General features: G+C 69.3%; 23 protein-coding genes and 2 pseudogenes. 14 read left to right on the forward strand and 11 right to left on the reverse strand.

The features are described from left to right. Window positions 1-140 precede the first annotated feature (140 nt). Both ACIBK0_RS22025 and ACIBK0_RS22030 read left to right on the forward strand, forming a co-directional pair. A complete protein-coding gene (locus tag ACIBK0_RS22025) occupies window positions 141-821 on the forward strand; it encodes a DUF6445 family protein (protein WP_399082347.1) in 681 nt (226 codons plus the stop codon). 251 nt (window positions 822-1,072) lie between these two features. Further along, entirely contained in the window at window positions 1,073-1,426 is a 354-nt protein-coding gene (locus ACIBK0_RS22030; RefSeq protein WP_399082350.1) for a luciferase family protein, read from the forward strand. A 195-nt stretch (window positions 1,427-1,621) separates the two neighbouring features. Here ACIBK0_RS22030 and ACIBK0_RS22035 read toward each other — a convergent pair whose 3' ends face one another. Beyond that, window positions 1,622-2,548 carry a hypothetical protein gene (locus ACIBK0_RS22035; protein ID WP_399082353.1) on the reverse strand — a complete coding sequence of 309 codons (927 nt, stop codon included), beginning with the start codon at window positions 2,546-2,548 and terminating at the stop codon, window positions 1,622-1,624. A 518-nt stretch (window positions 2,549-3,066) separates the two neighbouring features. Between ACIBK0_RS22035 and ACIBK0_RS22040 the strand changes: the two genes are divergently transcribed. The 6 genes from ACIBK0_RS22040 to sigJ all read left to right on the forward strand — a co-directional run bounded on the left by ACIBK0_RS22040 (window position 3,067) and on the right by sigJ (window position 8,423). Beyond that, window positions 3,067-3,735, forward strand: a complete 669-nt coding sequence (locus ACIBK0_RS22040) for a TetR family transcriptional regulator (protein ID WP_399082621.1) — start codon at window positions 3,067-3,069, stop codon at window positions 3,733-3,735. A 217-nt stretch (window positions 3,736-3,952) separates the two neighbouring features. After that, a complete protein-coding gene (locus ACIBK0_RS22045) occupies window positions 3,953-4,279 on the forward strand; it encodes a Zn-ribbon domain-containing OB-fold protein (RefSeq protein WP_399082624.1) in 327 nt (108 codons plus the stop codon). Window positions 4,280-4,456: 177 nt separating this feature from the next. Further along, window positions 4,457-6,223 carry an FAD-dependent monooxygenase gene (locus ACIBK0_RS22050; protein ID WP_399082356.1) on the forward strand — a complete coding sequence of 589 codons (1,767 nt, stop codon included), beginning with the start codon at window positions 4,457-4,459 and terminating at the stop codon, window positions 6,221-6,223. Between the two features lie 43 nt (window positions 6,224-6,266). Continuing rightward, window positions 6,267-6,692: a hypothetical protein gene (locus ACIBK0_RS22055; RefSeq protein ID WP_399082359.1), complete on the forward strand. Its 426-nt coding sequence runs from the start codon at window positions 6,267-6,269 to the stop codon at window positions 6,690-6,692. Between the two features lie 38 nt (window positions 6,693-6,730). Continuing rightward, complete coding sequence (locus tag ACIBK0_RS22060; protein ID WP_399082362.1) at window positions 6,731-7,483, forward strand: SDR family oxidoreductase; 753 nt, start codon at window positions 6,731-6,733, stop codon at window positions 7,481-7,483. 7 nt (window positions 7,484-7,490) lie between these two features. Continuing rightward, window positions 7,491-8,423, forward strand: a complete 933-nt coding sequence (gene sigJ / locus ACIBK0_RS22065) for an RNA polymerase sigma factor SigJ (protein ID WP_399082365.1) — start codon at window positions 7,491-7,493, stop codon at window positions 8,421-8,423. Window positions 8,424-8,457: 34 nt separating this feature from the next. Here sigJ and ACIBK0_RS22070 read toward each other — a convergent pair. Continuing rightward, window positions 8,458-9,021, reverse strand: a pseudogene (locus ACIBK0_RS22070) (cinnamyl alcohol dehydrogenase); the annotation flags it as partial. 335 nt (window positions 9,022-9,356) lie between these two features. On the opposite strand from ACIBK0_RS22070, the gene ACIBK0_RS22075 reads away from it, so the two are divergent. From ACIBK0_RS22075 to ACIBK0_RS22085, 3 genes are all read left to right on the forward strand, one after another. Next, a complete protein-coding gene (locus tag ACIBK0_RS22075; protein ID WP_399082368.1) occupies window positions 9,357-10,037 on the forward strand; it encodes a class I SAM-dependent DNA methyltransferase in 681 nt (226 codons plus the stop codon). A gap of 54 nt (window positions 10,038-10,091) precedes the next feature. Further along, entirely contained in the window at window positions 10,092-11,975 is a 1,884-nt protein-coding gene (locus ACIBK0_RS22080; protein ID WP_399082372.1) for a SpoIIE family protein phosphatase, read from the forward strand. 202 nt (window positions 11,976-12,177) lie between these two features. After that, window positions 12,178-13,125 (forward strand): NAD(P)-dependent oxidoreductase, encoded by a 948-nt coding sequence (locus ACIBK0_RS22085; RefSeq protein WP_399082627.1) that lies wholly within the window; start codon window positions 12,178-12,180, stop codon window positions 13,123-13,125. Between the two features lie 322 nt (window positions 13,126-13,447). Here ACIBK0_RS22085 and ACIBK0_RS22090 read toward each other — a convergent pair whose 3' ends face one another. The 6 genes and pseudogenes from ACIBK0_RS22090 to ACIBK0_RS22115 all read right to left on the reverse strand — a co-directional run bounded on the left by ACIBK0_RS22090 (window position 13,448) and on the right by ACIBK0_RS22115 (window position 18,145). Further along, window positions 13,448-14,254, reverse strand: a complete 807-nt coding sequence (locus tag ACIBK0_RS22090; RefSeq protein ID WP_399082375.1) for a pectate lyase — start codon at window positions 14,252-14,254, stop codon at window positions 13,448-13,450. Window positions 14,255-14,285: 31 nt separating this feature from the next. Further along, window positions 14,286-15,266 carry a polysaccharide lyase family 1 protein gene (locus tag ACIBK0_RS22095; RefSeq protein WP_399082378.1) on the reverse strand — a complete coding sequence of 327 codons (981 nt, stop codon included), beginning with the start codon at window positions 15,264-15,266 and terminating at the stop codon, window positions 14,286-14,288. Window positions 15,267-15,636: 370 nt separating this feature from the next. Further along, window positions 15,637-16,161: a hypothetical protein gene (locus ACIBK0_RS22100; RefSeq protein WP_399082382.1), complete on the reverse strand. Its 525-nt coding sequence runs from the start codon at window positions 16,159-16,161 to the stop codon at window positions 15,637-15,639. Between the two features lie 556 nt (window positions 16,162-16,717). Next, a pseudogene (locus ACIBK0_RS22105) lies at window positions 16,718-16,966 on the reverse strand (aldo/keto reductase); the annotation flags it as partial. Window positions 16,967-17,069: 103 nt separating this feature from the next. Then, a complete protein-coding gene (locus ACIBK0_RS22110) occupies window positions 17,070-17,456 on the reverse strand; it encodes a PPOX class F420-dependent oxidoreductase (protein WP_399082385.1) in 387 nt (128 codons plus the stop codon). A gap of 53 nt (window positions 17,457-17,509) precedes the next feature. Then, complete coding sequence (locus ACIBK0_RS22115) at window positions 17,510-18,145, reverse strand: HAD family acid phosphatase (protein ID WP_399082388.1); 636 nt, start codon at window positions 18,143-18,145, stop codon at window positions 17,510-17,512. Between the two features lie 229 nt (window positions 18,146-18,374). On the opposite strand from ACIBK0_RS22115, the gene ACIBK0_RS22120 reads away from it, so the two are divergent. After that, complete coding sequence (locus ACIBK0_RS22120; RefSeq protein WP_399082391.1) at window positions 18,375-19,721, forward strand: NAD(P)/FAD-dependent oxidoreductase; 1,347 nt, start codon at window positions 18,375-18,377, stop codon at window positions 19,719-19,721. 48 nt (window positions 19,722-19,769) lie between these two features. Here ACIBK0_RS22120 and ACIBK0_RS22125 read toward each other — a convergent pair whose 3' ends face one another. After that, window positions 19,770-20,528: a type 1 glutamine amidotransferase domain-containing protein gene (locus ACIBK0_RS22125; RefSeq protein ID WP_399082394.1), complete on the reverse strand. Its 759-nt coding sequence runs from the start codon at window positions 20,526-20,528 to the stop codon at window positions 19,770-19,772. A gap of 139 nt (window positions 20,529-20,667) precedes the next feature. Here ACIBK0_RS22125 and ACIBK0_RS22130 point away from each other — a divergent pair, with 139 nt between their 5' ends. Beyond that, entirely contained in the window at window positions 20,668-22,053 is a 1,386-nt protein-coding gene (locus tag ACIBK0_RS22130) for a S1 family peptidase (protein WP_399082397.1), read from the forward strand. Window positions 22,054-22,096: 43 nt separating this feature from the next. Here the strand turns inward: ACIBK0_RS22130 and ACIBK0_RS22135 are convergent, their stop codons facing one another. After that, on the reverse strand, window positions 22,097-22,285 hold the full coding sequence (locus ACIBK0_RS22135) for a hypothetical protein (protein WP_399082400.1): 189 nt from the start codon (window positions 22,283-22,285) through the stop codon (window positions 22,097-22,099). Between the two features lie 71 nt (window positions 22,286-22,356). Beyond that, window positions 22,357-23,517: an ROK family protein gene (locus ACIBK0_RS22140; protein WP_399082403.1), complete on the reverse strand. Its 1,161-nt coding sequence runs from the start codon at window positions 23,515-23,517 to the stop codon at window positions 22,357-22,359. Between the two features lie 165 nt (window positions 23,518-23,682). Here ACIBK0_RS22140 and ACIBK0_RS22145 point away from each other — a divergent pair, with 165 nt between their 5' ends. Further along, the gene (locus tag ACIBK0_RS22145) at window positions 23,683-24,645 is read left to right on the forward strand and encodes a carbohydrate ABC transporter permease (protein ID WP_399082406.1); all 963 of its coding nucleotides are present in this window, start codon (window positions 23,683-23,685) and stop codon (window positions 24,643-24,645) included. The last annotated feature ends 4 nt before the right edge of the window (window positions 24,646-24,649 follow it).

Raw genomic sequence — 24,649 nt, forward strand, 5'->3', positions numbered from 1 at the left:
GATCTTGCTACCAAGTAGCAGCTCGACCGCGTGTCGCCGCGATCCTCCGGAGGTCGAGAGCGTTGCGGGCAAGCCGAGTTGACGGAAGATTGACCAAGTCTCTGGAGATCGCTGAAACAGTCGTCTATATGGTCTGCCGCATGCCCCCACAACCTCCGAGAACGCCGGCACTCCCGGTCCTCCCCTATCGGAAACCCACCCGCGATCGCGACTACTGGGTCTTCGACAATGTGCTGCCCGACGTGGATGCCGTCCGGGCGCGGTGCGTCGTCAAGGACGACTGGGTCAAGGGCCACCCATACACGTCGGAGAGCTGGCCCGGCCTGCGGACGATGCCGGGGCTGGAACCGGAGGAGCTGACGCGCGTAGAGCGGCTGGTGAAGAAGGCCACCGGTGCCCGGAAGCTGTGGCAGCAGACGACGCCGTCCGGCGCCACCCTCAACCACAACTGCATCCAGGTGGTCGGCAAGGACGAGGGAGAGCCGCGCCCCCACACCGACTCACGCGCGCTCTGCCGTTACGCCGCGGTGCTCTACCTGAATCCGAACGTCCCCAAGAACTGCGGCACCAGCTTCTACCGGCAGAACCTGCCCGGCGGACGGCTGGGCGGCAACGTGGTGGCCGCGCCGCACAACAATCTGGTCGAGGCACTGGGTACGCGCTTCGTCCCGCCGGACTCCTTCGTCGAGGACATCGCCGTACCACACCGGTACAACCGGCTGCTGCTCTACAACGCCAACTTGATGCACAGTGCGACCGATTACTGCGGCAGCACCATCGAGGACAAGCGGATGACCGCGGTCTTCTTCTGGATGGCGTGATCCCGGAAGACTTTGCGTGACGCCGAGCGGCCACGGACCGTCGATTCCGGGGCCGCTCGACGTCGCGGACGGGCTTCAGCCACGTGTGAGTTCGCGTTCGACGGAGACCGACTCGGCCGCGCCGTTGTGAGCCTTGGGGCCGCCGAGCACCTTCGGATGTCGAATCCGTATCCGGACATTCCTGCGCTACGACCCGGTTACTTCTTCCTCAAGTCCTGGTGGCCGGGCGGTGAGCTGGTCATGATGGGCGCATGACGTTGGCCTTGAGAGCCATGACGCGGCTGGCGTACTGGCCGGATCTCGCGGAGGTCCGGCCGAGCTGCGGAACGGGCCGGGCACTGTGCTCGGCCCAGGGCGAGATCGTCCACTTCCATACGGACCACGACGTCGACCTGCACCTCACGGACCGGGCCATCCGGCGCTTCGAGGACCACCTCAAGGGCGCGACCGCGGTTCGCATGGTGCCGGGCTCGCGATGGGTGACCATTCACCTCGAAGTCGACTCGGACATCGACCTGCTGCTCACGCTGGTGAGCGTCGCCCTCCAGGCCCACCAGACACGGCCGGTTCCGGATGACGCGCCCCCGGCGGGCTGCAACGGTTGAGTGCTCACCACCACGTCACACCACCGTTCCCAGGGACTGATCGGAACCCCCTCCGCGCACCGTGTGACGTCACGGCGGTCCCGGTGCCATGGACGCCATCGGTCTGCGTGACATAAGAGCCCCGGCACTCAGTCACGGGTGAGTGCCGGGGCTCGTCAGCAGGTCATCGAGGGCCGATGACGACGACGCGGAGCGTCAGGAGCGGCCGCCCGCAGCGCGCCGACGCCGAGTGGCGACGGTGATCGTGGCGCCGGCCGCGAGGACCGCCACGGCGCCGGCCGCGATCGGCAGGGTGTTGCCACCGCCGGTCTCCGCGAGGTCGCCGGGCGGGGTCGACTCGCCACCGTTGGGCGAGGGAGCCGGCGGCGTGGTCGACTCGGACGCCGACGGGGTCGCGGACGTCTCGGGCGCCGAGGGCGACGTCGGGGTCGGGGGCGTCGACTCGGTCGGCGTACCGGGCGTCTGCGCGGGAGGCGTCGAGGCGGGCGGTGTCTGCGGAGTGGTCGGCTGCGTCGTGCAGTCCTTCTTGCCGCCGTTCCACGCCATGATCAGCTTGTCCTTGATGACCGCGTGGTCCGGGCCCGCGGGCAGATCACCGTGCTCGAAGCCGTCGTTGGCGTCGTACTTGCCGTCGAACTTGACGGCGCCCCGGTAGAGGTCGATCTGCGCGAAGCAGCCGGCGTCGGGCACCGAGATGTCCAGCGAGTCGGTGGCGCCCGGCTTGACCGTGACGGTGTCGAAGTCGTGGAACACCTGGACGCCGGAGGTCTTGAAGGTGGCGCCGTGGGTGCGGTACGCGGCCAGCGAGGCGGTGCAGGTGTCGGCGTCGCTCGCGGTTCGGACCTTGATGTGGGCCTTGCCGTCGTCGGTGGGCTTGAGGTTCTCGTCGTCGACACGGACCGAGTCGTAGAAGTTCGTCCCGTCCAGGGAGAACTGGCAGCGATCGGTCGCGGTCGCCGTACCCGCTCCCTGCCCGGGCGCGTAGCCGCCGGCGGCCTTGTCCCAACCGTCGCCACCGGGCCTGTCGGTGGCCGACGCGGTGGTCGTGACCGCAGAGAGGGCGAGCGCCGCCGCGCCCGTCCCCAGCAGGCAGCGAAGGGTGACACGTCTCGCTATGGACATGCAGTTCCCATCTTGATGATGCGAGACCCGGTCGACGGCAGCGGGCAGCACAAAGCAGCCGGGGGCCACACCGGGGGTAAGTGGTCGAAGAAACACTGGGCTCATTGGTCACATGGGCCACAGTGCGACCACATAGTCGATCACCACGGAGAGGCTGTCAACCTCGTTGAATACACAAGGACTTCACGGGCGATCACATTTCAGCCACATGAGGAATCAGAGGATCCGGAGGCATCGACCACGGCATCGGCCGAGGGTGCGCGCGTGTCCACACCCGCGGCCCGGACCGAGGGTGCGCATGTCCCACAGGCAGACCTCGCCGCCCTCGGATCCCGCCCTTCGCGCCCCTCACCTACGCAACATCTGGGCATTGCCCGGGCAATGCCTGAGCAAGGACCTCAGTTCCCTCCCCAATGTGCACTGAGTGCCATCCTGCCCGTTTCGATGCTAGTTTCCCGTCCATGAACGAGGGACCCCGGCGCCGCGAGCCCGCCGACGCGACGACCGTGAAACCGCCCATGCGGGACGCCCTGGTCGCGGCCGCGTTCCAGCTGTTCCTGGAGCGCGGCTACGAGCAGACCACGGTCGACGACATCGTGACGCTCGCCGGGGTCGGCCGCCGGTCGTTCTTCCGCTACTTCCCCTCCAAGGAGGACGTGGTCTTCCCGGACCACGAGCGCTGCCTGGCCGACATGACGGCGTTCCTGAGCGACGGCGCCGACGCGCACGACCCGGTGCAGCGGGTCTGCGACGCAGCCCGGCTCGTCCTGCGCATGTACGCCGAGAACCCGACGTTCTCCGTCCAGCGCTATCGCCTCACCAGGAAGGTCCCCGGCCTGCGCGCGTACGAGTTGTCGGTCGTCTGGCGTTACGAGCGTGCCCTCGCCGAGTATCTGCGCGGGCGCTTCGCCGGCCGGCGCGGCGGCACGCTGCAGGCCGACGTCATCGCCGCGGCCGTGGTCGCCGCGCACAACAACGCCTTGCGCTCCTGGCTGCGCTCGGACGGGCAGGGGGACGCGACCGCCGCGGTGGACCACGCCCTCGGGTATGTGCGGGACACCTTCGGGAGCCCGCCCCTCGACGCCCCGGACGCGGAGCCGGAGGACGTGGTCGTTGTCATCTCCCGGCGCGGCACGCCGATGTGGCGCGTAGTCCAGGAGATCGAATCCACGCTCGGGCGGGACTGATCACATCCCCACTCCCACCGGATTGAGGGTACCGAGTGCCTTTACGAGTGGCACTCAGTGCCATACTCTGTCGTCGTGCACGGTGATCCGGGCACCTTCAGACTCCGGCCGAGCGCAGGGAGATGACATCGTGTACCACCCAGGAATCGCCCTTCATCCGGGGCTCTCAGCGGCCCCGGACGAGCTCACCGCGGCCCCCACGGAGCACAAGGCGGACATCCTTCTCTTCCAGCGGTGCCACTGGTGCGGCACCGCGATGTACCAGCGCCTCCTCTGTCCCGTCTGCGCGGGCAGCGAACTGCGCACGGAAGCGAGCGCGGGGACCGGCGTCGTGCGCCATTCCACCGTGATCCACCGCAACACTCCGGCGGCGCGCAACGTCTCCCTCATCGAGATGACCGAGGGGTTCACCGTCCGGGGCAGGGTCATGGGCCCGCCCGCCGCCATCCACAGCGGTGACCGCGTTCAACTCGCCACCGCCCAAGACCCGGTGCGTCAGCAGCCCGTGTTCCAACTCATCGACGGCCCCTACGGGAGTTGGTGACGGCGGCAGGTCGGTCCGCCGCCGCGTCGTAGGTGCCATGGCGGGGAACTCGGCGAGCCGGCTGCGGACGGGGGCTGCCACATCATCGGGGCGTAGACGCCCGGCTCGCTGCCGGCGCCCCGCCGGGCGACCATGGAGTACGGGACCCGTCCGGGGGCCAGGCACTGGGAGACACCCGTGGCGCACACCCACACCACCGACGTGCTGATCGCGGGCGCCGGCCCGGTCGGACTGAGCGCGGCCGCCGAACTCCGCCGCCACGGGGTGCACTGCCGGCTCGTGGACCGGCTGCCGGCCCGTCTTCCGTACGCCAAGGCGGTCGGCATCCAGCCCCGCACTCTGGAGATCTGGGACCGGATGGGCCTCGCCCGCACCGTCCTGGAGGCTGCTGTTCCGATGCACGGCCAGCTGATCTACGTCAACGGCCGGGAGCAGGCGCGGATCGACCTCGCGCTGCCGCCCGAGGTGCCCTACGGATTCGCCGCGCTGCCGCAGTACGAGACCGAGCGTCTCTTGGAGGAGTACGTGGCCGCTCTGGGCACCGCCATCGAGCGCGAGACCGAGCTGGTGTCGTTCACCCAGGACGCGGACGGGGTCACCGTGCGGCTGAGCACCGCCTCGGGTGCCGACGAAGAGGTCCGCGCCCGCTACCTGATCGGTTGCGACGGTGCGCACAGCGTCGTCCGCAAGGGACTGGGGCTCACCTACGAGGGTGGAGCATTCCCCGAGGAGTACATGCTGGCCGATGTCGAGGCCGACTGGGACATGCCGCACGGATACGGCGTGCGCTCCAGCCACCGCGCCGACGACGGCTCCACCGACGACCTGCTGGTCTGCATCCCGCTGCCCGGGGTGGGCCGCTACCGCATGTCGATGCTGGTCCCGCCCGAACTCTCCACCCTGACGACGGACGGCACACCCGCACGGAGCGACGGCGTCGCGCACGGCATGGAGGGCGGACGCACCCCCGAACTGCCACACATCCAGGCCGTCGTCGACCGCCTGGCCCCCAGGCCGGCCACCCTCTCCCGGATGCGCTGGTCCTCCGTCTTCCGCATCAGCCACCGGATCGTCGACCGCTACGGCGACGGCCGGGTCTTCGTCGCGGGCGACGCCGCCCACATCCACCCGCCCACCGGCGCCCAGGGCATGAACACCGGTATCCAGGACGCCTGCAACCTGGCCTGGAAACTCGCCCTGGCCGTCCGCGGGGAGGCCGGCCCCGCCCTGCTCACCAGTTACGACGCCGAGCGCCGTCCGGTCGGCGAAGAGGTCGTCGGCCGCACCGTCCGCCATGCCACCCAGGGTATGGAGACCGATCCCGACGACCTGCGGACCATGCTGCTCCGCGAGGCCCAACTGCTGGTCGAGTACCGGGGAGGCCCGCTCTCCGGTAGCCCGTACGGGCCCGCGGACGCGCCCCAGCCGGGCGACCGGGCCCCCGACTGCGCCGGCCTGACCGCCCCCGTCGCCACCTACCCGCTGCGCCTGCTCGACATCCTGCGCGGCCGCGCCGGGCACGTGCTGATCTTGTACGCGAGCGACGCCGCAGACTTGGCCGAGGCCGACGCGGCAGCTGAGGCTGCCGGGGTGCCGCGCATGCCCGACGGCAGCCCGGGCCCCTCGGACGGACCCGCCCTCAGGGCCGGCCTGCAGACGCTCGCCGTCCTCGCCCGCGAAGCGGCACCGAGTACCCCCGACACACCGGCCGTCCCCGACACGCCGGCCGTCCCCGGATACCGCGACGCCGCCGGGGAGTTCGCCCGCCTCTACCGCCCCGGCGGTCCAACCGGCTTCGTCGTGCGCCCGGACGGACAGCTCGGCGCCCGCTTCCCCCTCACCGACACGGCAGCGGCCCTCTCCGGCTACCTTGCGGCCCTGAGCATCGGGGACTCGCTGCCCTCGGTCGTCACGGTGCCGGCTGCCGGAATGTCGTCCGGATGACGGCCCACCTCACATCCGCGGGCCCCGTCTCGTCATCAGGGGTATGAACACGAAACTCCGGTACGCCAGTCTCGGCTTCTTGGCCCTGACCGGGCTGTACGCAGGCGCCTGGGCCTACTTCTCTCCGAAGGGGTGGCACGAGAACTTCCCCGGCTTCGGACTGAGCTGGCTGCCTCAGCTGGGCCCGTACAACGAACACCTCGCCAAGGACGCCGGGGCGATGTTCCTGGCGCTGTCCGCCCTCACGATCATCGCGCTACGCCAAGTGCGGAACAAGCGGATCGTGCAGACCACGGGTGCGGTGTGGCTGGTCTTCAACGTGCTGCACTTCAGCTACCACATGCAGCACCTCGAGATGTACGGGACGCGCGACCAGGTGCTCAATGTCGTCACTCTGTCCGCGCTGGTGTTGCTGTCGGCCGTTCTGCTGGTACCGATGCTCTCCGGGCGGCGGGACGACACACGATGACGTACAACACGAACACGAGGGCGGAACGAGGCTCGGCAATGCGCGTAGCGGTGGCAGGCGGGACCGGACTGGTCGGGCGGTATGTGGTCGAGGAACTGGCCGCGGCGGGGCAGGAGCCGGTGGTGCTGGCGCGCTCACGGGGCGTGGACCTCGTCACGGGCGCGGGACTCGACGCGGCGATGGCGGGCGTGCAGGCGGTCGTCGACGTCAGCAACCTGACGACGACCAGCGCCAAGAAGTCGATCGCATTCTTCGAAGGCGTCAGCCGACACCTCCTCGACGCCGGCGCACGAGTCGGAGTCAGTCACCACGCGGCCCTGTCGATCGTCGGCATCGACCGCGTCGGCATGGGCTACTACCAGGGAAAGCTGCGCCAGGAGGAAGTGCTGAAGGGTGGGCCGACACCGTGGACGGTGCTGCGGGCCACGCAGTTCCACGAGTTCGCGCAGCAGATCCTCGACCGGGTACCGGGCCCGCTCGCGATCGTGCCACGGATGCGGACCCAGCCGGTCGCCGCCCGCGAAGTGGCCCAGCACCTTGTGCGACTCGTCCTCGCGCCGCCCCAGGCCATGGCACCGGACCTCGCGGGACCGCGCGTCGAGCAGCTCGTCGACATGGCGCGGCGCCTGCTGCGGGCCCGGCACCAACACCGGTTGCTGCTGCCGGTGAAACTCCCCGGCGCCACGGGCGCCGCCATGACGGGCGAGGGCCAGCTCCCGACCGGACCGGGCTCCCGGGGCAGCCAGACCTTCGACGAATGGCTGGCCGAGAACGTCACACAGGGAGGATGAGCAGGCCGTGCCCACACCACCCGGACCCGCCGAGGGCCCCACCCTCGGCTCCCTCATGGCCGAGCGCCGCAAACTGCTCAACCTCGGCTACCGCATGCTCGGTTCGGTGCAGGACGCCGAGGATGTCGTGCAGGAAACGTACGCCCGCTGGTACGCGCTGCCCGAGGAGGCACAGCAGGAGATCGAGGTGCCGATGGCATGGCTGACCCGGGTCGCCTCGCGGATCTGCCTCGACCATCTCGCCTCGGCGCGGGTCCGGCGTGAGCGCTACACCGGTGAATGGCTGCCCGAGCCCGTCCGGGACGGCCCGACGTGGACGAGCGCGGGTCGGGAAGGCGGGGACGATCCAGCCGATCGGATCACCCTCGACGAGTCAGTCAGCATGGGGATGCTCGTGGTCCTGGAGTCGATCACTCCCGCGGAGCGCGTCGCCTTCGTCCTCCACGACGTCTTCGGCATGCCGTTCACCGAGATCGCCGAGACAGTGGGCCGCACCCCCGCGGCCTGCCGCCAACTCGCCTCCTCCGCCCGCCGACGCCTCGCCCGGCAGCGGTCGGGCAGCAGCACGGCACACGAGCACCGGCAGGTCGTCTCCGCGTTCCGCGAGGCGTGTGAGACCGGCGATCTCGACGCGCTGGTCGCCCTGCTGGATCCGGACGTCGAGTCGCGCAGCGACGGAGGCGGCAAGGTGCGGGCTGCCCTGCGCCCGGTCGTCGGCCAGGACAAGGTGACCCGACTCATCCTCGGCCTCATGCGCAAGGAGCCCGACGTGGAACTCGTGGAGGAAGACGTCAACGGCACCCCCGGCATGACGGTCCGCCTGACCGGCACGACCATCGCGGTCCTCGCCATGGACGTGCACGAGGGCCTGATCACCAACCTGTGGCTCGTGCTCAACCCGGACAAGCTCCACGCGTGGAGCGGCGATGACACCCGCTGAGTGGGGCCGGCTGTCTGCCGTGACAGCAGCGCGGTCAACGGGCCGTCGTGGGTTCCGGGGCAGTTCCGGGCTGGGGCGGCGTCTCCCTGTTCCGGCGCCAGGCCGTGTAGTGATCGATGAGCGTCTCTCCGATCGGCCGGTAGGTGACGCCCAGCTCCTCGACGCTTCTCCGGTTGTCCACCCTGAATCTGATCCCGAGGTGCTTGCGGATGTAGTCCTGCGTGAGTCCGAACGCCGGTCCCAGTATCCTTACCGGCCAATGCGGGAGACCGTGTCGGGGCAGCCGGGCATTTCGGGGGAATCTCTCCAGGACGGCTCTCGACATGTCCAGGAAGGACACCATCTCCGCCGCCGCGATGTGCGCGCTCGCGACGTCTCTGACGTCCGCGACCGTGAAACTGAAGTCGGGCGCACCGTAGAAGAAATACCCCTTGAACAGTTCGTCGAGGAGAAACAGACTCCCGGAGTCGGAGGCGGGTGTCAGTGAAGGGCCCAGCACCAGGCCCGGGTTGATGGCGATCATGCGCCAACGGCCCTGGGCCGATTCCGCCTCCCAAGCCGCCCGCTCCGCGACTGTCTTCGCATAGTGATACGGGTTGCATCCAGATCGTCCGTGGTCCTGTCCCGTCGCGCCTGGCCGGAGCAGACCCGGTCCGAGGTTCGCCAGACGTTCTTCTCCCGGCCCACTGGCCGTAGGCGAGAAACCCGTTCACCCGACGCTCAGCGGGACCCGGCCGCGCGGTCACGGCCGGGACTTCGACGACCTGACGACCGCCTCGACGGACCCGCCGTGGCGGGCGAGACGCCGACCCGCTACTTTCCTGGTGCTCACGGCCTCTCCGGAACAGCGCGGTGGAGGTATCCACATTCAGCCGAAACCACTCTTCACCCGCTTATGGGACAATCCACTATGTGCAACGAAAGGTAACTTTCGTGACCGACAGTAACAATGGGACGGATTACGGGACCATAGGGCTCGACCGCACCGGTCAGGCCGAGGCCTTCGACGCCATCGGGGACCGCTACGACGAAGCCTTCCCGCACAAGGAGGGCCAGCTCTCCGCGGGCGAATGGCTCATCGAATCCCTCCGGGCAGGATCCCGCGTGCTGGACCTCGGCTGCGGCACCGGCGTGCCGACCGCGCGTCAACTGTCGGACGCCGGCTTCGAGGTCGTGGGCGTCGACCTGTCCGGCGGGATGGTGAAACTCGCCCGGAAGTACGTCCCGCGTGCGACGTTCCATCAGCTGGACCTCGCCGACCTGCGCACGGGCGGCCCGCACGACCTGGGTCGCTTCGACGCCGTCACGGCCTTCTTCTCTCTGCTGATGCTGCCGCGCGGAGAGATCCCCCTCGCACTGCGAACGATCCACCATCTGTTGGTGCCCGGCGGCCTGTTCGCCCTCTCGATGGTGGAAGCGGATGTGGACGATTTCGCGATCCCGTTCCTCGGGAACACGATCCGGGTCTCCGGTTATCTTCAGGAGGACCTCCGCCACGTCCTCGAGACAGGAGGCTTCGACATCGTGAAGGAGACCTCCTACACCTACGCCCCCTCGGTCGCCGACGTCCCGCCCGAGGAACAGCTCTTCCTCTGCTGCAGGCGACGTGGCTGAGAACCCACGAGCCGGCACGGCCGACCTGCGGCACCACTGAATGGAACGACAGGCGTGACGGAGCACCACAACCCCCACGAAGGCCCCACCGAGGGCACTCAGCGGGCCGGCGGCCCGCTGAGCGGGCCGGGAGCCGCCGCACCCGTCACGCCGATGGGCTCGCGGGCCACCCGCACGCCCCAGCCCTCCGCTGCCCCCAGCCGCCGCGGACTGCACAACGCGGCAGCAGGCGACACCGGGCCGCAGACGGACCGGCTTCGCTATCTCGACGTGGCGACTCGGCGGATCGCCCGCGGGATGGGCCTGGACGAGACGCTCCGGGAGCTGCGCCGGTCAGCTGTTCCCGCGTTCGCGGACGCGATCATCATCCATCTGCACGATCCGTTGCCCATCGGGGACGAAGAGCCGACCGCACCCGTCGTTCTGCAACTGCACAGTATCGACAACGCAGCGGAGACTCCGCACGCAGAACGGTCTCGGACGCCTGTGCTGAAGAGACTTCCCCTGCGCTCGGAGGTAGCCGAGCGCGTGCATCCGGCCCCAGATGGCCGACTCGCCAAGCTGCTGCTCGCCGGTCGTCCGGCGTTCGGCGACACACCGGAGGTCACCCTCGCGGTGGCCGAGTTGCTCGCGCCCGTGGCAAGTGGACCAGGGACGCTGCCGCCGGGGCGCAGGCTCATCATCGCCCCGCTGCACGGCCGTCACCACGCCATGGGCACCGTCGTACTCCTGCGTCGGCCCGACCGACACGCCTTCACCGGCGACGACCTGCTCGTCGCCTCACAGCTCGCGACGCACACCGCCATCGGCGTCCAGAAGGCGGTGATGTACGGGCACGAGGCGTCCGTGGCGGACACGTTGCAGCACACCATGCTCCCGTCGTCGCTTCCCGAGCCGACCGGCGTCCGGCTGGCCAGCCGTTACCTTCCCGCCTCGAAGACCGCCCAGGTCGGTGGCGACTGGTACGACGCGATCCCGCTGTCCGGCAACCGCATCGCGCTGGTCGTCGGCGACGTCATGGGCCATTCCATGACCTCCGCCGCGATCATGGGCCAGCTGCGCACCACGGTGCAAACCCTCGCCGGACTCGACCTGCCTCCGGACGAGGTTCTGCACCACCTCGACGAGCAGGCGCAGCGCCTTGGCAGCGACCACATCGCAACCTGCCTGTACACGATCTACGACCCGATTTCGCACCGGCTGCTCATGGCCAGCGCCGGCCACCCACCCGCGATCCTTCTGCATGTGGACGGCCACGCGGAGGTACTGCGCGTCCCGCCCGGCGCTCCGATCGGCGTCGGCGGCGTCGTTTTCGAATCCGTCGAGATGCCCGCGCCCACCGGAGCGACGCTTCTGCTGTACACCGACGGGCTCGTCGAGTCCCGTGACACGGACGTGGGAACAGGCGTCGAGGCCCTGCGCGCCCACCTCCAGACCACCCAGCACCCACGCCCCGCCCCTTCGCTGGAACTGCTCTGCGACCAGGTACTGGACACCATGGGCCCGGGAGACCGAGACGACGACGTCGCCCTGCTCACCGCGCGGTTCGGGGGCTTCCCCACGGACAGCGTCGGATACTGGTTCCTGGACCCCCACCCCCAGACCGCGGGACGGGCACGCCGCCTGACCCGCAGGACACTACGGCGCTGGGGCCTGGAGTCGTTGCTCGACACCACGGAACTCATGGTCAGCGAGGTCGTGACGAACGCGGTGCGGTTCGCCTCACGGCCCATCTCGTTGCGTCTGCTCCGCACCGACGTGCTCCGCTGCGAGGTGACCGACGACTCGCCCCAGGTGCCCCGGATGCGGCGGGCCGCACCGGGCGACGAAGGCGGCCGCGGTCTGTTCCTGGTCGATCAACTCGCGCAGCGCTGGGGAGCGACGAGGCTGAGCACGGGCAAGGTCGTCTGGTTCGAGCAGCAGATCCCCAGGGAGTAGCCCGGCCCTCGCATCGGCAGGCCGATGGCACACATCGGACACCTCCATTGGGCTTCCTACGGCTGAACAGACCCACCGTCGAGGGCGCCGCCGAACAGACCCACCGTCGAGGCGTCGCCAAATGGCGGCCCCAGGCGAGAGCGGCAACGATGCAGCCAGGAGCACCGAAGGCAGCACCCGGCGACGATCCTTTTCGTGATGCCTGGCGCCGTCCGGTGCCCCTGGCCGATGGCAGCGAGCACCGCAGGAAGTTGACATCATGACCGACGAACTCACCGTGAGCGTCCTGGGCACCGGGATCATGGGCGCAGCGATGGCCCGCAATCTCGCCAGGGCCGGGCACACCGTCCGGGCCTGGAACCGGAGCCGTGCCAAGGCCGAACCTTTGGCAGCCGACGGCGCCCACATCGCCGACTCCCCCGCCGAGGCGGTCCAGGGCGCCGACGTCGTCCTGACCATGCTCTACGACGGTCCCGCCACCCTGGATGTCATGAACCAGGCCTCCGATGCCCTGCGCCCCGGCATGGCCTGGGTGCAGTCCACCACCGCGGGCATCGACGCCATCGGCGAACTGGCCGCCTTCGCCCGGCAGCACGATCTGGTCTTCTTCGACGCCCCGGTCCTGGGCACCCGCCAGCCCGCCGAGGCCGGGCAGCTGCTCGTCCTGGCGGCCGGCCCCAGTGAGCACCGGCCTGCCGTGGTTCCGGTCCTCGACACCGTCGGCGCCCGTACGGTGTGGACCGGCGAGGACGGCGCGGCGGGCAGCGCGACACGGCTGAAGCTGGTGGCCAACAGCTGGGTCGTCGCGTCCACCAACGCCGGCGGCGAGGTCCTTGCCCTGGCGCACGCGCTCGGCGTGGACCCGCAGAGCTTCTTCGACGCGATCGCGGGCGGCCCGCTCGACATGCCGTATCTGCACGCCAAGGCGGAGCTCGTACTGAACCAGCAGTTGTCGCCGGCCCAGTTCTCGGTGGCCACGGCCGCCAAGGACGCTCGCCTGATCGTCGAGGCCGGCGAACGGCACGGCGTGCGCCTCGACGTGGCCGCCGCGAGCGCTGAGCGGCTGGAGCGTGCCGCCGCCCAGGGGCACGCCGACGAGGACATGGCCGCCGCCTACTTCGCCAGCTTCGACGAGAAGGCCTCCACCTGAGAATCGGGAAGCCGCCCTCCACCGGCGGAAGGGCCGCGAGGACTCCGGCCCCAGGGAACGCCTCGCATCCGCTTCCTCCCCGGGGTGCACCCCCTGGCCGGCAGGCACTCGCGGCGCTGGGGATCGACCTCGCCCGCGTGCCGAGGCCGGTGAAGTGCCGCTCGGAGTACAGGAGTTGACGGCCCGGGAACGGGCACCTGCTCACGGACGAGGACTGGGCGGCACCGGCGAGGGAGGTCCGGTGAGGGCCCCGTCCGAAACCGGCATGCGGCTGAACGAACCGGCGTGGGGGCCGGTTCGTTCAGCCGCCGGGGAAGAACCGTCAGCTGTAGGTGACGTCGGAGGTCGCGTACTTGCAGGAGGTGGCATCGGGGCCGGTGCCGTTCTTGGTCGGCTCCGCACCTGTGTTGTTCCCGATGTACTTCTGGCAGGGGATGATCTTCTTGCTGGTGTCCCCAACGATCTTGATGGCCTTCAGCGTCGCACTGTCGCCGTAGTTGGTGTTGATGCCGACGATCCGGCTTCCCTTGTAGGTCGCCTCGATGGTGTTGAGGTTGATCGTCCGCTTGTACTGCGTCCTGCAGTTGCCGCACGACCGGACGAAGGTGCCGAAGTTCTGCACCGCGAAGTTCGAGACGTTCAGCGTTCCGGCGCCGTTGAACTGGAACACCTTGTCGCTGGCTTCCTTCGCGCCACCGCCGGAGACGGTGTACACGTTGGACGACGAGGAGCCCAGGAACGTCGCCGCGTCCTCACCGACGTCCTCCCACCAGACGTTCTGCAGCGTGCAGCTGCCCAGACAGTGGATGCCGTCCGCGGCGGGAGAACCGATGATGACGTTCTTCAGAACGGTGCCCGCGGCCAGCTCCAGGATCGGCCCCTGGTCCTCGTCCTGGCTGCCGCTGCCCAGGTCGCCGTTGCCGTAGAGACGCTTCATCCCGTAGTCCTTGGTGCCGGAGACCGAGATGGTGGAGTAGACCGCCTGACTGCCGTTCGCGGTGGGCCAGGTGGCGGCACTCGCCGGAGACAGGGCGCCATCTGCCATGATCATGACTGCCGACAGGCCGAGTGCGGTCAGTGTGCCGGTGAGCGCGCGCCGACGGGCGCGCGGACGTACTGGTGAAGTCATGTCCCGATGCCTTCTTCCAGGTGGGGAGTGGTCAGAGCTTCCCGGCGCCGGCGCCGGACGTCACCGAGGCGACGACCGTCGAGGCCGGCTCGGCGGTGTAGCCGTAGGGCGGGGTGGTGAACGTGCCGACCTGCGAGACCTCGGTGGCGGCCCCGCCCAGATCGTTGCCGCGCAGGTTGGCGTAACCGTCCACGTCGCTGTCCCGGTTCGTGGTGACGGCGACCTTCGTGGAGCGGAAGACGTTGTTCTCGACGAGCATCTGCGCACCCATGCGCGAGTGGACGGCCGTCTCGGCCCCGACGACGTAGTTGTCGTAGAAGTGGCCGGTACCGAAGCGCAGGCTGGGGATGCGTGAGTAGACGTTGCTGAAGGAGTTGTGGTGGTACGTCACCCGCAGATGCCCGGTGTCCTCGCTCGCGTTGTTGTCGCTGTGCCCGACGAGCGAGCCCTTGTAGTGGTCCTTGAAGGTGTTCCAGGACACGGTGACGTAGTCGGAGCCGTGATTGATGTCCAGCAGACCGTCGTAGTAGTCCTTGTCGTGGTCGCGGTCCGCCGAGAACGAGTTGTGGTCGATCCACACCTTCGTCGACGCCTGGACGGTGATGCCGTCGGCCGGCGCGACCGGCTTGCTGATGTTCAGGTTGCGGACGACGACATTGGTCACCTTCTTCAGGCGCAGTCCGCCGCCGGTGAATCCGGAGGACGAACCGACGCCCAGGACCGTGGTGTTGGAGCCGATGTCGACCTGACCGCTCAGCGAGATCAGGCCGTTGACCTTGATGACCTTGGCCGCGTCACCGGTGACGGCCGACTTGAAGGCGTCGAGCGTGCTGACGGTGACGGCAGTCGCGCTGCCACCACCGGTGGTCCCGGCGCCGAAGCCGACCGGGGAGGACTCGGCGGCTCCCGCGGACTGCGGCAGGACGAGCGCGGTGGCGACGGCCAGGGCGGCTGTAGCTGCCGCCGTCAGGGCCAGTTGCCGGGTGTGCCGTTGTGGGGGGCGAGTACGCATGCGGGTGTGTCCCTTCGGGAGCGTCCGGTGGACATGTACTCGAACGTTGGACTTGATACTGAACAACGTGCGGCGCGCGGCGACCCGTCGTACGGGGGTTCATAGGCCCTGCTGCGACTACTTGCCCAGGTGGTGCGGCTCGGAGATCTGATGTCTCGTACATGAGATGTCACACGCGAGTCACGCTGCTGAACGGGAAACGTAGGGGGCAAGCGCTTTCTAGTCAACGCTTCACACAGACCACATCCGGCCAACTCCCTTACCGCGCACAGTCGATGACCACAAAGAGCCGGGCCCGACCCACACAGTGGATCGGGCCCGCCCGGGCGCCCGGGGGCAGTTGCCCCCACGCGCCGCCACGCGCGGAACGTCAGCTGAGGCCGAGGCTGGAGAGAGCGGTCGTCCAGTCGGTGATGATCGCGTCCTGGGCGTCGGTGAGCGTGACGGTGCCGGCGCAGACGGCCTTCTTGAGCTTGTTCTCGACCGTGTCCTTGTTGGCGGCGGTCTTCGTGCCGTACTCGGGCTCGGGCCAGAGGTTGAGCTCACTCTTGGGGGCACCGCCGAGTTCGAGCGGAACGAAGTGGTCTTCCTCGTAATCGGAGGTGGAGGTGTCGGCGTAGCCGTACTCGACGATCTGCTTCTTCTTCAAGGCCGTGGTGTAGGAGCTGGAGGGCCGCACGGTCGCGGTCCAGCCGGAGACGCAGATCGTGGAGTCGATGGTGTCCTCAGTGACATCCGGATTCAGGTCACCGGGCTGGCAGCTGGAGTCGGGCAGGGGAAGGTAGTCCTGACTGCAGGCGGCGGCGTGCGCCGTACCGGAGGTGACGGTGAGCCCGGCGGCGGCGAGGGCCAGCGCGGACAGACTGGTGATGAGGGGACGGGATACGCGGGACATCGTGGGGGTCTCCCGATGCAGTGCCCGGCAGAATTCCGGGCGGTCGTGTACATGACAGCAGCGCGCCTTCTATGCGGGTAGACCCTTTGACTTGACCGGGAGACGCTTGATGGAAGATTTGTCCGCACCCTGACCGACACATGTGAAGTCATGGCCTGGGCTTGGTTGAGGAGCGGACGACCTTCGCGGGAGGCGGCGGCTCAGCGCCGGGGCGTCATGTCGCCCTCAACTCCCGCCCCCGTACGGGAGAACTGCCGGCCGACCTCCTGGAGACGATCAAGCGCGGTCCGGCCTGCACCCTCCCCCACATCGGCCGGCCGCCCCTGCCTGTGTGAGGGCAGCGCCGCGGTTCCCGCCGGCCGGCACCTCGGTGGATGTGCACCGGCGGCGGAAAGAACTGGGCCAGGACGGGTTGCCGACGGTGCTCCTGCCGCGGAAGAGCCGGGGCACGTGCCGTGCGAGGCAGGCGCACGGCCAACTCGCCCCCGTGCCGCTACCGTTGGTTGTCCCCACCGGCGACTGCTCGACGAAGACCCGGTCCCGCGAAATCAGGATGTCACCCCTTGCCCTTGTCTCCGATGGCGTCGAGCTCGGCGACCGCCTCCGCGGGTAGCACGAGATCCGCCGCCGCGACGTTCTCGCGCGGGTGGGCGACGGAGGAGGTGCCGCGGATCAGCGCGATGCTGCTGGAGCGCTGGAGCAGCCAGGCGAGGGCGACCTGCTGGGGCGAGGCGTCCAGGCGGGCGGTGACGTCGCCCAGCGTGTCGGACTGGAGCTGGCTGAAGCCGCCGAGGGGGAAGAAAGGGGCGCACCAACGTCAACATCAGCATTAATGACGCGAACGTCTTCGGTACGACGACCTGGAGCGCTCCGGGGCCGTTCTACGCCTAGGAACGGTGCGCGGCGCGTCAGTGGGTCAAGGTGATACGGATCCCCACCGTGCCGCGCACGCCGCGCCGCAGGCGACTGCCGAAGAGGGTGAGGCGGCCCATGAGACCGTACTTCCGGGCGATGAGTTGCCGGTAGCGAGCGGTCACGGCCTCGTCGACGATCTCGGCCGTGGCGGGGATCTGCTCGCCGGTCGGCCTGCCCCGCATGTCGCAGGGGCCGACCAGGACGTCCGCCCGGTTGCGGATCCGCTTCACCTTCCCGGTGTCCGCGGCGGTCCAGGCACCGAGCGCGTCTTGGTCGCGCACCACCCACACCGGAGTCGCGACCGCTGTACCGGTCTTGCGGTAGGTGGTGATCAGCAGGTACTTGCCCGAACCGAGCGTGTCCAGCGAGACCTCGTCCATGACGGAAGTGTAAGCGGCCGGGTCCGGGAGCCCCAGGCACCCGGCCGCCCGCTTCAGGACAGCTGGCCGTCGTAGTCGGGCAGCTTGAAGGTGCGCTCGGCGTGGCCTCCGACCAGGTCGGAGGTGTTGTTGCCGACGTTCGCGATGATCGTGTAGCCCAGGGATTCGATCTGCGCGCGCTTGCTGGTCTTGTAGGCGCTGACCTCGTCGAAGAGGTCCGGCAGATCACGCACGTAGAGGCCCGAGACCGGGTAGCCGACGGTCTTCAGGTTCCACTTGGTCTCGCTGGCGATGATGCCGGGGCGTGCGGTGACGAAGAAGATGTCGACACCCCGGGCGTGCGCGTACTGGGCGAGCTCCAGGGAGGCCTTGACGGCCGGGGTGGGGAGTTCGTACCAGGGGTGGAAGTCCGTCTCCAACGTGGTGTTGTCGATGTCGAAGACGAGGGCGAGCTTCTGTCCGTCGGCGTGCGCGGTGCGCTGTTCGACGTAGGGCAGCGCCTGGTCGATGACGGCCCGGACATCACGCTGCCAGGTGGCGTAGTCGACGTCCTGTGCCGCCGTCGTGCTCGCCGCCGCCTGGGCCGGGGCCGCGGCGGCGGACCCGGCCGCGGTGACCGTCCCCCCGATGCCCAGTGCCACGACCGCCGAGACCGCGCCTATCCTGCGCCCCACACCGCGTCCTGTCATGCCCGTCCCCTTCTCGCGTCGGAGCGGCGAGCGTGCCTCGACACTTGCCGCGCAAGACATGATCACGCCCAGTGATGTACGAATGGGGAAGGGGAAGTTACTACTCGGTAGAAAATCTCGCGGCGGCGACCCCACGCCCCTTTGTGGGGTGGCAGGCGCGGGCGTCCCGTGTGAGCCTGGGCTGTGGTCGGCGGGCCGCGGTGTCGGCTCAAGGAGAGAGGCTGCTCGGATGGACGCACCGAACATCGTCATCGTCGGCGGCGGTTTCGCCGGGGTCGAGGCCGCGCGGGGGCTGGAGCGGACGCTCGCTCCCACCGACGCCCGGATCACTCTGGTCAGCCCGGCCGACTACCAGCTCTATCTGCCGCTGCTGCCGCATGTCGCCGCCGGTGTGGTCACCCCGCAGTCCGTCGCGCCCTCGCTGCGCCGGATCCTGCGTCGCACCGAGTTGGTGCCCGGTGGGGTGATCGGCGTGGATCCGGGTGCCAAGGTCTGCGTGGTTCGCAAGATCACCGGGGAACTCGCCGACGTGTCGTACGACTACTTGCTCCTCACCCCGGGCAGCGTGACCCGCACCTTCGACATCCCCGGTCTGCTGGACGAGGCGCGCGGCATGAAGACGCTCGCCCAGGCCGTGTATCTGCGCGACCACGTGATCGCCCAACTCGACCTGGCAGCAGCCACGTTGGACGAGGACGAGCGGGCGGCGCGGCTGCAGTTCGTGGTGGTCGGCGGCGGTTACGCGGGCACCGAGACCGCGGCCTGTCTGCAGCGTCTGACCACCGCGGCGGCGAAGCGCTACCACCCTCGGATCGACCCCGGCCTCATCAAGTGGCATCTGATCGACGTCGCCCCCAAGTTGCTGCCCGAGCTCGGCGACAAGCTGGGGGCGAGCGCGCTGCGCATGCTGAGCGAGCGCGGGGTGCATATCTCCCTCAAGACGAGTGTCGCCTCCGTCACCGAGGACAAGGTCACCCTCACCGACGGCCGCGTGCTGCCCTCGCGGACGTTGGTATGGACGGCCGGCGTCGCGGCGAGTCCGCTCGTCGACTCGTTGGGCGCGGAGACCGTGCGCGGCCGGATCGTCACCGAACCCGACTTCAGGGTGCCGGGCCTGGACGGGGTGTTCGCGCTGGGGGACGCGGCCGCGGTGCCCGACCTGGCCAAGGGCGACGGCTCGTACTGCGCGCCTACCGCCCAGCACGCCGCCCGGCAGGGCCGGCACGCGGCCAAGACCCTGGTAGCGCTGCTGAACGGGCAGCCCACGACGCCGTACAGGCACAAGGACCTCGGTCTCGTCGTCGACCTCGGCGGCCACGACGCGGTGTCCAAGCCCCTCGGCATCGGTCTCAAGGGCGTGCCCGCTCAGGTCGTGGCCCGGGGATATCACCTGTACGCGCTGCGCACCGGCACGGCCCGCTTCCGTACAGGCGCCAACTGGTTCCTCAACGCGGTCGCGGGCAACGACTTCGTCCGCACCGGCTTCCTCGCCGACCGGAAGGGCACCCTGGGGGAGTTCGAGCACACCCATGTCTATCTGACGCCCGAGGAGGTGGCCGCCCGCACCCGCGCCTGACGTTCGCGCCCCAGCGCCCCGAGCTCGTCCAGCGCCCAGGGCCTGTCCCTAGCGCTCGGCGGCGCTCCGCAGCAGGGCGAGGTAGCGGCGGCCGAAGAGGTAGGCGTCTCCCGGCCAGCGGGCCGAGAGGTAGTGGCCGTCCTGGACGACGAAGGCGTGCGTGTCGTCGGTGGCGGTGCCGCGCTGTGTGAGGGTGCGCGGGCCTCGCTCGAACTGCGTGTCCGGGTCGGCGAGGGCCGCCCTGACCTCGTCCTCCACGTAGGCGGGATAGGTGCGGTAGTAGCGGCCGAGGCGCCAGGCGGTGGTGAAGTAGGCGGTGCGTTCCATGTACTTGGGCAGGCAGGTGGTACGCCGGCCGGCCAGCACGCTGCGGCCCGTCGCGGTCTCCTGGGCCCGGGCGAGGACGAGGACGCCGTGGCAGATCGCGCCGACGGGCCGCTGAAGGGCCCAGAAGCGCGCGATCTGTTGCTGCAACTCCGGCGATCCGAGGTACTGCCGCATGCCGGGCGCGTGTCCGCCGGGCAGGATCAGCCCGTCGAACTCCGCCACGTCCACGTCCGCCCAGGAAACGGTGGCGTGGAACTCGGGCGCGTCGGTGAGCTCCTGGTAGAACCGCTGGGGTTCCGCCTCGGCGCCGAGCTGCCCGAAGAGCACGCCCGTCAGCAGCCTCGGGTCGGCCTTTGGCCGTGTGCCGGCCTGCTCGGTCGCGAAGACGACCTCGTGCCCCGCCTGCGACAAAATCCGCCAGGGGACGGCTACTTCGGTGACGTCGAAATCACGGTCCGGGACCGGAATCAGCACGCGCATGCACCCATCATGGCAGGGCGGTCGGTCAAGTTACCCGGCGGTGAACGCGCGGGCCCGGACGCACGTATGAGGGGAAGGGCTCTGGACCGGGGTCCTCGGCGGTGGTGACGCCGCGCCGTTCGGCTTCGGGAGCCCATGGATGAGGCACGCACGACGACGGATCGTCCGACGAGGGGCGCGCCTCGCGGCCGTCGGCGGACTGCTCTACGGAGGGCTGATGGTGACGCACGCGATGGCGAGCGAACCGTCCGACACGTCGCGTGCCAACGGCAGTTCGGCACAGGCCGCCGCCGACACGGGCTCCGAACTGGTCTCACGCCTCGGCACCTCGCGCACCGCCGGCAGCTGGATCGCCTCCGACGGCCGCCCGGTCGTCGCCGTGACCGACACGGCCGCGGCCACCGAGGTGAAGGAGGCCGGTGCCCGCGCCAAGGTCGTGCGGCACAGCATGCGGGATCTCAAGTCGGCGACGGCGAGTCTGAGTTCGGCACCCCGGGTGGCGGGCACCGCCTGGGCCGTGGACTACACGAAGAACGAGGTGGTGGTGCAGGGCGACAGCACGGTCTCCACCTCCGACTGGTCACGCATGACGAAGCTGGCCGACGGCATCGGCGACTTCGTGCGCATGCAGCGCACCCAGGGCGCGTTCACCACCCGGCTGAACGGCGCGCAGCCGATCTTCTCGACGGGTGGGCGCTGTTCGGCGGGCTTCAATGTGACCAACGGCCGAAGCGAGTTCATCCTCACGGCAGGGCACTGCGGGCCTGCCGGGTCCGTCTGGTTCGCAGACAACCAGGGTTCGCAGCAGGTGGGCCGGACCATCACCACGGCGTTCCCCGGCAGCGACTTCTCCCTCGTGCAGTATGACAAGGGTGGGCAGACCACGGCAGGGGCGAATGTCGTGGCCATCGGCGGCGGAAACGGCGTACGGATCACGGGCGCCGCCGATCCGACCGTCGGTCAGCGGGTCTTCCGCAGCGGGAGCACCAGTGGGCTGCACGACGGGAAGGTGACCGCGCTCAACGCGACGGTCAACTACCCGGAGGGCACGGTCACCGGCCTCATCGAGACCACCGTGTGCGCCGAACCCGGCGACAGCGGCGGCCCGATGTTCTCCGAGGGCATCGCGCTCGGTGTGACCTCGGGAGGCAACGGGGACTGTACCTCCGGCGGTACGACGTTCTTCCAGCCCGTCACCAAGGCGCTGACGGCACTGGGTGTGCAGCTCGCGGGACAGCCGCAGGCCTCCGCCAGTTCCCCGGCTCAGGGCTCCCCCGCGCCGTCGGTGTCGGCCTCGCAGGGCGCAGCGGTCGCGCCCGGCTCCGCCGCGCCGGGCGCTGTGGAGCCGGTGGGGACGACCGGGAACGCCGAGACGCTCGTCTCCCGGCTCACGAACCCGAGGAACGTCGGCCCGGGACTGCTGGTCGTCGCGGGAAGTCTGATCGCACTGGTGGCGACGCGCTATATCCGTACCGAACAGGACCGCAAGGCCTATCGACGGCAGTATTCGCAGAGTTGGGGCTAGGAGGACACGGCTCTCGAGGGAGTCGGAGCGGAGTGCCGGGCGGTCATGCCGCCTGCGTGGGCGACTGCGGAGAGGCGGCCGCCCACTCCAGGACGAGCCGCTGGTACTCCCGCCGCTCCTCCATGCTCAGCGTCCCGCCGGCCCGGAACCAGAGGGCCCGGATCTCCTCGTTGACCTCGGCGGCGGAGCGCTCGGAGTCGGCTTCAGGAGTGGTGGACATGATGTGAAGCATACGGGTCTTGATGTGAAGACGATGTGAGTAAAGGTACGTGGGACGACATTACGGACCGTGAAGCTCATCACTTACACGTCCGCGGCCCCCAGCACCAGTACCTGGATCGCCAACACCGCGGCGCCGCGCGCCCAGTCATGGAAGTCCGACACCTTCGTCTCCAAGTTGACCGGATCCGCCAGGGGGTGACGGTTCGCACGGATGGTCTCCTCGACGAGCGAGGCCGCCACGTCGACGAGGCCGACCCCCTCGCCGGCGAGCAGGATCTTCTGGGGCATGGCGAAGTTGGCGATCTGTGCGACGAGGGTGCCGAGCGCCCGGGCAGCGTCGTCGACGACGCGGGAGGCCATCGGGTGGCCCTCGGCGGCGAGGGCGAGGATCTCCTCGTACGGCATGTCGTCGCCGGTGGCGGCACTGACCTGGTAGCGGATGCTGGGAATGGTGAGCAGGGAGACGGCGCTGCCGCGCTCGCCCTCGGGGGTGAGCGGGCCGTTGGGGTTCACCATCCAGCGGCGGCCGACGCCGCGGCCGTCCTCGGTGGAGACGACCCGGCTGCCGCCGAGGACGAGGCCATAGCCGAGTCCGGCGCCGATGGTGAGGACCGCGAAGCGGTCGAGACCGCGACCGGCGCCGAACCAGGTCTCGGCCTCGACCAGGGCGGCCACGTCGTTCTCCAGGACCGCGGGCAACCCGGTGCGCTGCTCAACGAGTTGGGCGAGCGGGACTTCACGCCAGTCGAGGAAGGCCGACTCGGCGACGACGGCCCGCTTCTCGACACGGCCGCCCACGCCGATACCGATTCCGGCCAGGGCGGGGAAGTCGCGCGTGAACTCCTGCGTCATCTCCCGCAGCAAGTCGGCCACGTGGTTCGGTTCGTGCGTGGCGAGGGGGCGGTCGTGCCGCGCCACGATGTCGCTCCTGAGGGTCGTGACGACGCCGTAGACCATGTCCTCGGTGATCTTGAATCCGGCGAAGGAACGGGACTCGGCGACGATGTCGAGGGGCTGCGAGGGCCGCCCCTGACGCACCTCGGGGTGCCCGGGGTCCTCGGCCGCCTCGACGAGCAGGCCCGTCTCGATCAGCGGCTTGGTCAACCGGGTGAGGCTGCCCGCCGAGAGGTTCAGCCGGCGTGCGATATCGCTGCGCGACAGCGGACCGTGGACGAGCACCTCGATCGCCACCGCGCGTTCGCCCGGACTCAGCGGCAGCCAGCTGGCAGCAAGTGTGGTCATGAGCGTCAGACTCCCACAAGATTTTCTTTTGCATTGGAAGTAATAAAGTCACCCTATGCCACAGATCGGTCGTTGAGAAGTTCTCTGCACGCCTCTTGACGCCGGGATTGTTTCGCATCAAAAGTAAGTGGCCCGAGGATGAGCCGCAGCCGAGGGAGTCTCCCGATGACCGTCGCCTCCAGCCCTCCAACGCGTCTGCCGCTGCGCAGCGCCGAGGGAGCACAGACCGAGCCACAGAGCCGCAGGGCCCGAGCACGTGAGGGCCAGGGCGACGGCCCACTCGCGGCCGTGTTCATCGCCCCGGCCATGCTGGGCTTTCTGGTGTTCCTGCTCTGGCCGACACTGCGGGGCATCTATCTGAGCTTCACCCGCTTCAATCTGCTCACACCCGCGCGATGGGTGGGCCTCGACAACTACATACGCATGGTCAACGATCCGATCTTCTGGGACTCGTTGAAGGTCACCGTCGAGTACGTGTTCATCAACATCGGTGTGCAGACGGTCTCGGCCCTGGCCATCGCCGTGCTGCTCCAGCGGCTCACCCAGTCGGCGGTGCTGCGCGCAATCGTGCTGACGCCGTATCTGATGTCGGGCGTGGTCGCGGGCATCGTCTGGCTCTGGATGCTCGACACCCAGCTCGGCATCGGCAACGAGATCCTCCAGGGCCTCGGCCTCGACCGCATCCCGTTCCTGGCGGACGAGACCTGGGCGATCCCCACGATCGCCCTGATCAATGTGTGGCGACACGTCGGCTACACCGCGTTGCTCCTCTTCGCGGGTCTGCAGGCCATCCCGAACGACATGTACGAGGCGGCCAAGGTCGACGGAACGAGCGAGTGGCGGATGTTCTGGCGGATCACCATGCCGCTGCTGCGGCCGGTGCTCGCGGTGGTTCTGATCATGACGGTGATCGGTTCCTTCCAGGTGTTCGACGCGGTCGCGGTGACCACCGCGGGCGGTCCGGCGAACGCGACCAACGTGCTCCAGTACTACATCTACGGCTCGGCCTTCGGCCGCTTCCAGTTCGGCTACGCCTCGGCGATGTCCGTCGCCCTGCTGGTCGTGCTCAGCGCGATCACCTTCGTCCAGTACCGGCTCACCCGGGCCGGCCACACCGACCTCGGCTGAGCGG

The organism is Streptomyces sp. NPDC050564 (assembly GCF_044457265.1).
Classification (GTDB): Bacteria; Actinomycetota; Actinomycetes; order Streptomycetales; family Streptomycetaceae; genus Streptomyces.

Bases quoted from the DNA above. Each gene is read 5' to 3' on its own strand.
- ACIBK0_RS22130 (WP_399082397.1), top strand. From the start codon at position 20,668: ATGAGGCACGCACGACGACGGATCGTCCGACGAGGGGCGCGCCTCGCG.
- ACIBK0_RS22095 (WP_399082378.1), bottom strand. From the start codon at position 15,266: ATGCGTACTCGCCCCCCACAACGGCACACCCGGCAACTGGCCCTGACG.
- ACIBK0_RS22110 (WP_399082385.1), bottom strand. From the start codon at position 17,456: ATGGACGAGGTCTCGCTGGACACGCTCGGTTCGGGCAAGTACCTGCTG.
- ACIBK0_RS22060 (WP_399082362.1), top strand. From the start codon at position 6,731: ATGCGCGTAGCGGTGGCAGGCGGGACCGGACTGGTCGGGCGGTATGTG.
- ACIBK0_RS22035 (WP_399082353.1), bottom strand. From the start codon at position 2,548: ATGTCCATAGCGAGACGTGTCACCCTTCGCTGCCTGCTGGGGACGGGC.
- ACIBK0_RS22115 (WP_399082388.1), bottom strand. From the start codon at position 18,145: ATGACAGGACGCGGTGTGGGGCGCAGGATAGGCGCGGTCTCGGCGGTC.
- ACIBK0_RS22040 (WP_399082621.1), top strand. From the start codon at position 3,067: ATGCGGGACGCCCTGGTCGCGGCCGCGTTCCAGCTGTTCCTGGAGCGC.
- ACIBK0_RS22055 (WP_399082359.1), top strand. From the start codon at position 6,267: ATGAACACGAAACTCCGGTACGCCAGTCTCGGCTTCTTGGCCCTGACC.
- ACIBK0_RS22025 (WP_399082347.1), top strand. From the start codon at position 141: ATGCCCCCACAACCTCCGAGAACGCCGGCACTCCCGGTCCTCCCCTAT.
- ACIBK0_RS22125 (WP_399082394.1), bottom strand. From the start codon at position 20,528: ATGCGCGTGCTGATTCCGGTCCCGGACCGTGATTTCGACGTCACCGAA.
- ACIBK0_RS22100 (WP_399082382.1), bottom strand. From the start codon at position 16,161: ATGTCCCGCGTATCCCGTCCCCTCATCACCAGTCTGTCCGCGCTGGCC.
- ACIBK0_RS22135 (WP_399082400.1), bottom strand. From the start codon at position 22,285: ATGCTTCACATCATGTCCACCACTCCTGAAGCCGACTCCGAGCGCTCC.
- ACIBK0_RS22145 (WP_399082406.1), top strand. From the start codon at position 23,683: ATGACCGTCGCCTCCAGCCCTCCAACGCGTCTGCCGCTGCGCAGCGCC.
- ACIBK0_RS22120 (WP_399082391.1), top strand. From the start codon at position 18,375: ATGGACGCACCGAACATCGTCATCGTCGGCGGCGGTTTCGCCGGGGTC.
- ACIBK0_RS22030 (WP_399082350.1), top strand. From the start codon at position 1,073: ATGACGTTGGCCTTGAGAGCCATGACGCGGCTGGCGTACTGGCCGGAT.
- ACIBK0_RS22140 (WP_399082403.1), bottom strand. From the start codon at position 23,517: ATGACCACACTTGCTGCCAGCTGGCTGCCGCTGAGTCCGGGCGAACGC.
- ACIBK0_RS22090 (WP_399082375.1), bottom strand. From the start codon at position 14,254: ATGACTTCACCAGTACGTCCGCGCGCCCGTCGGCGCGCGCTCACCGGC.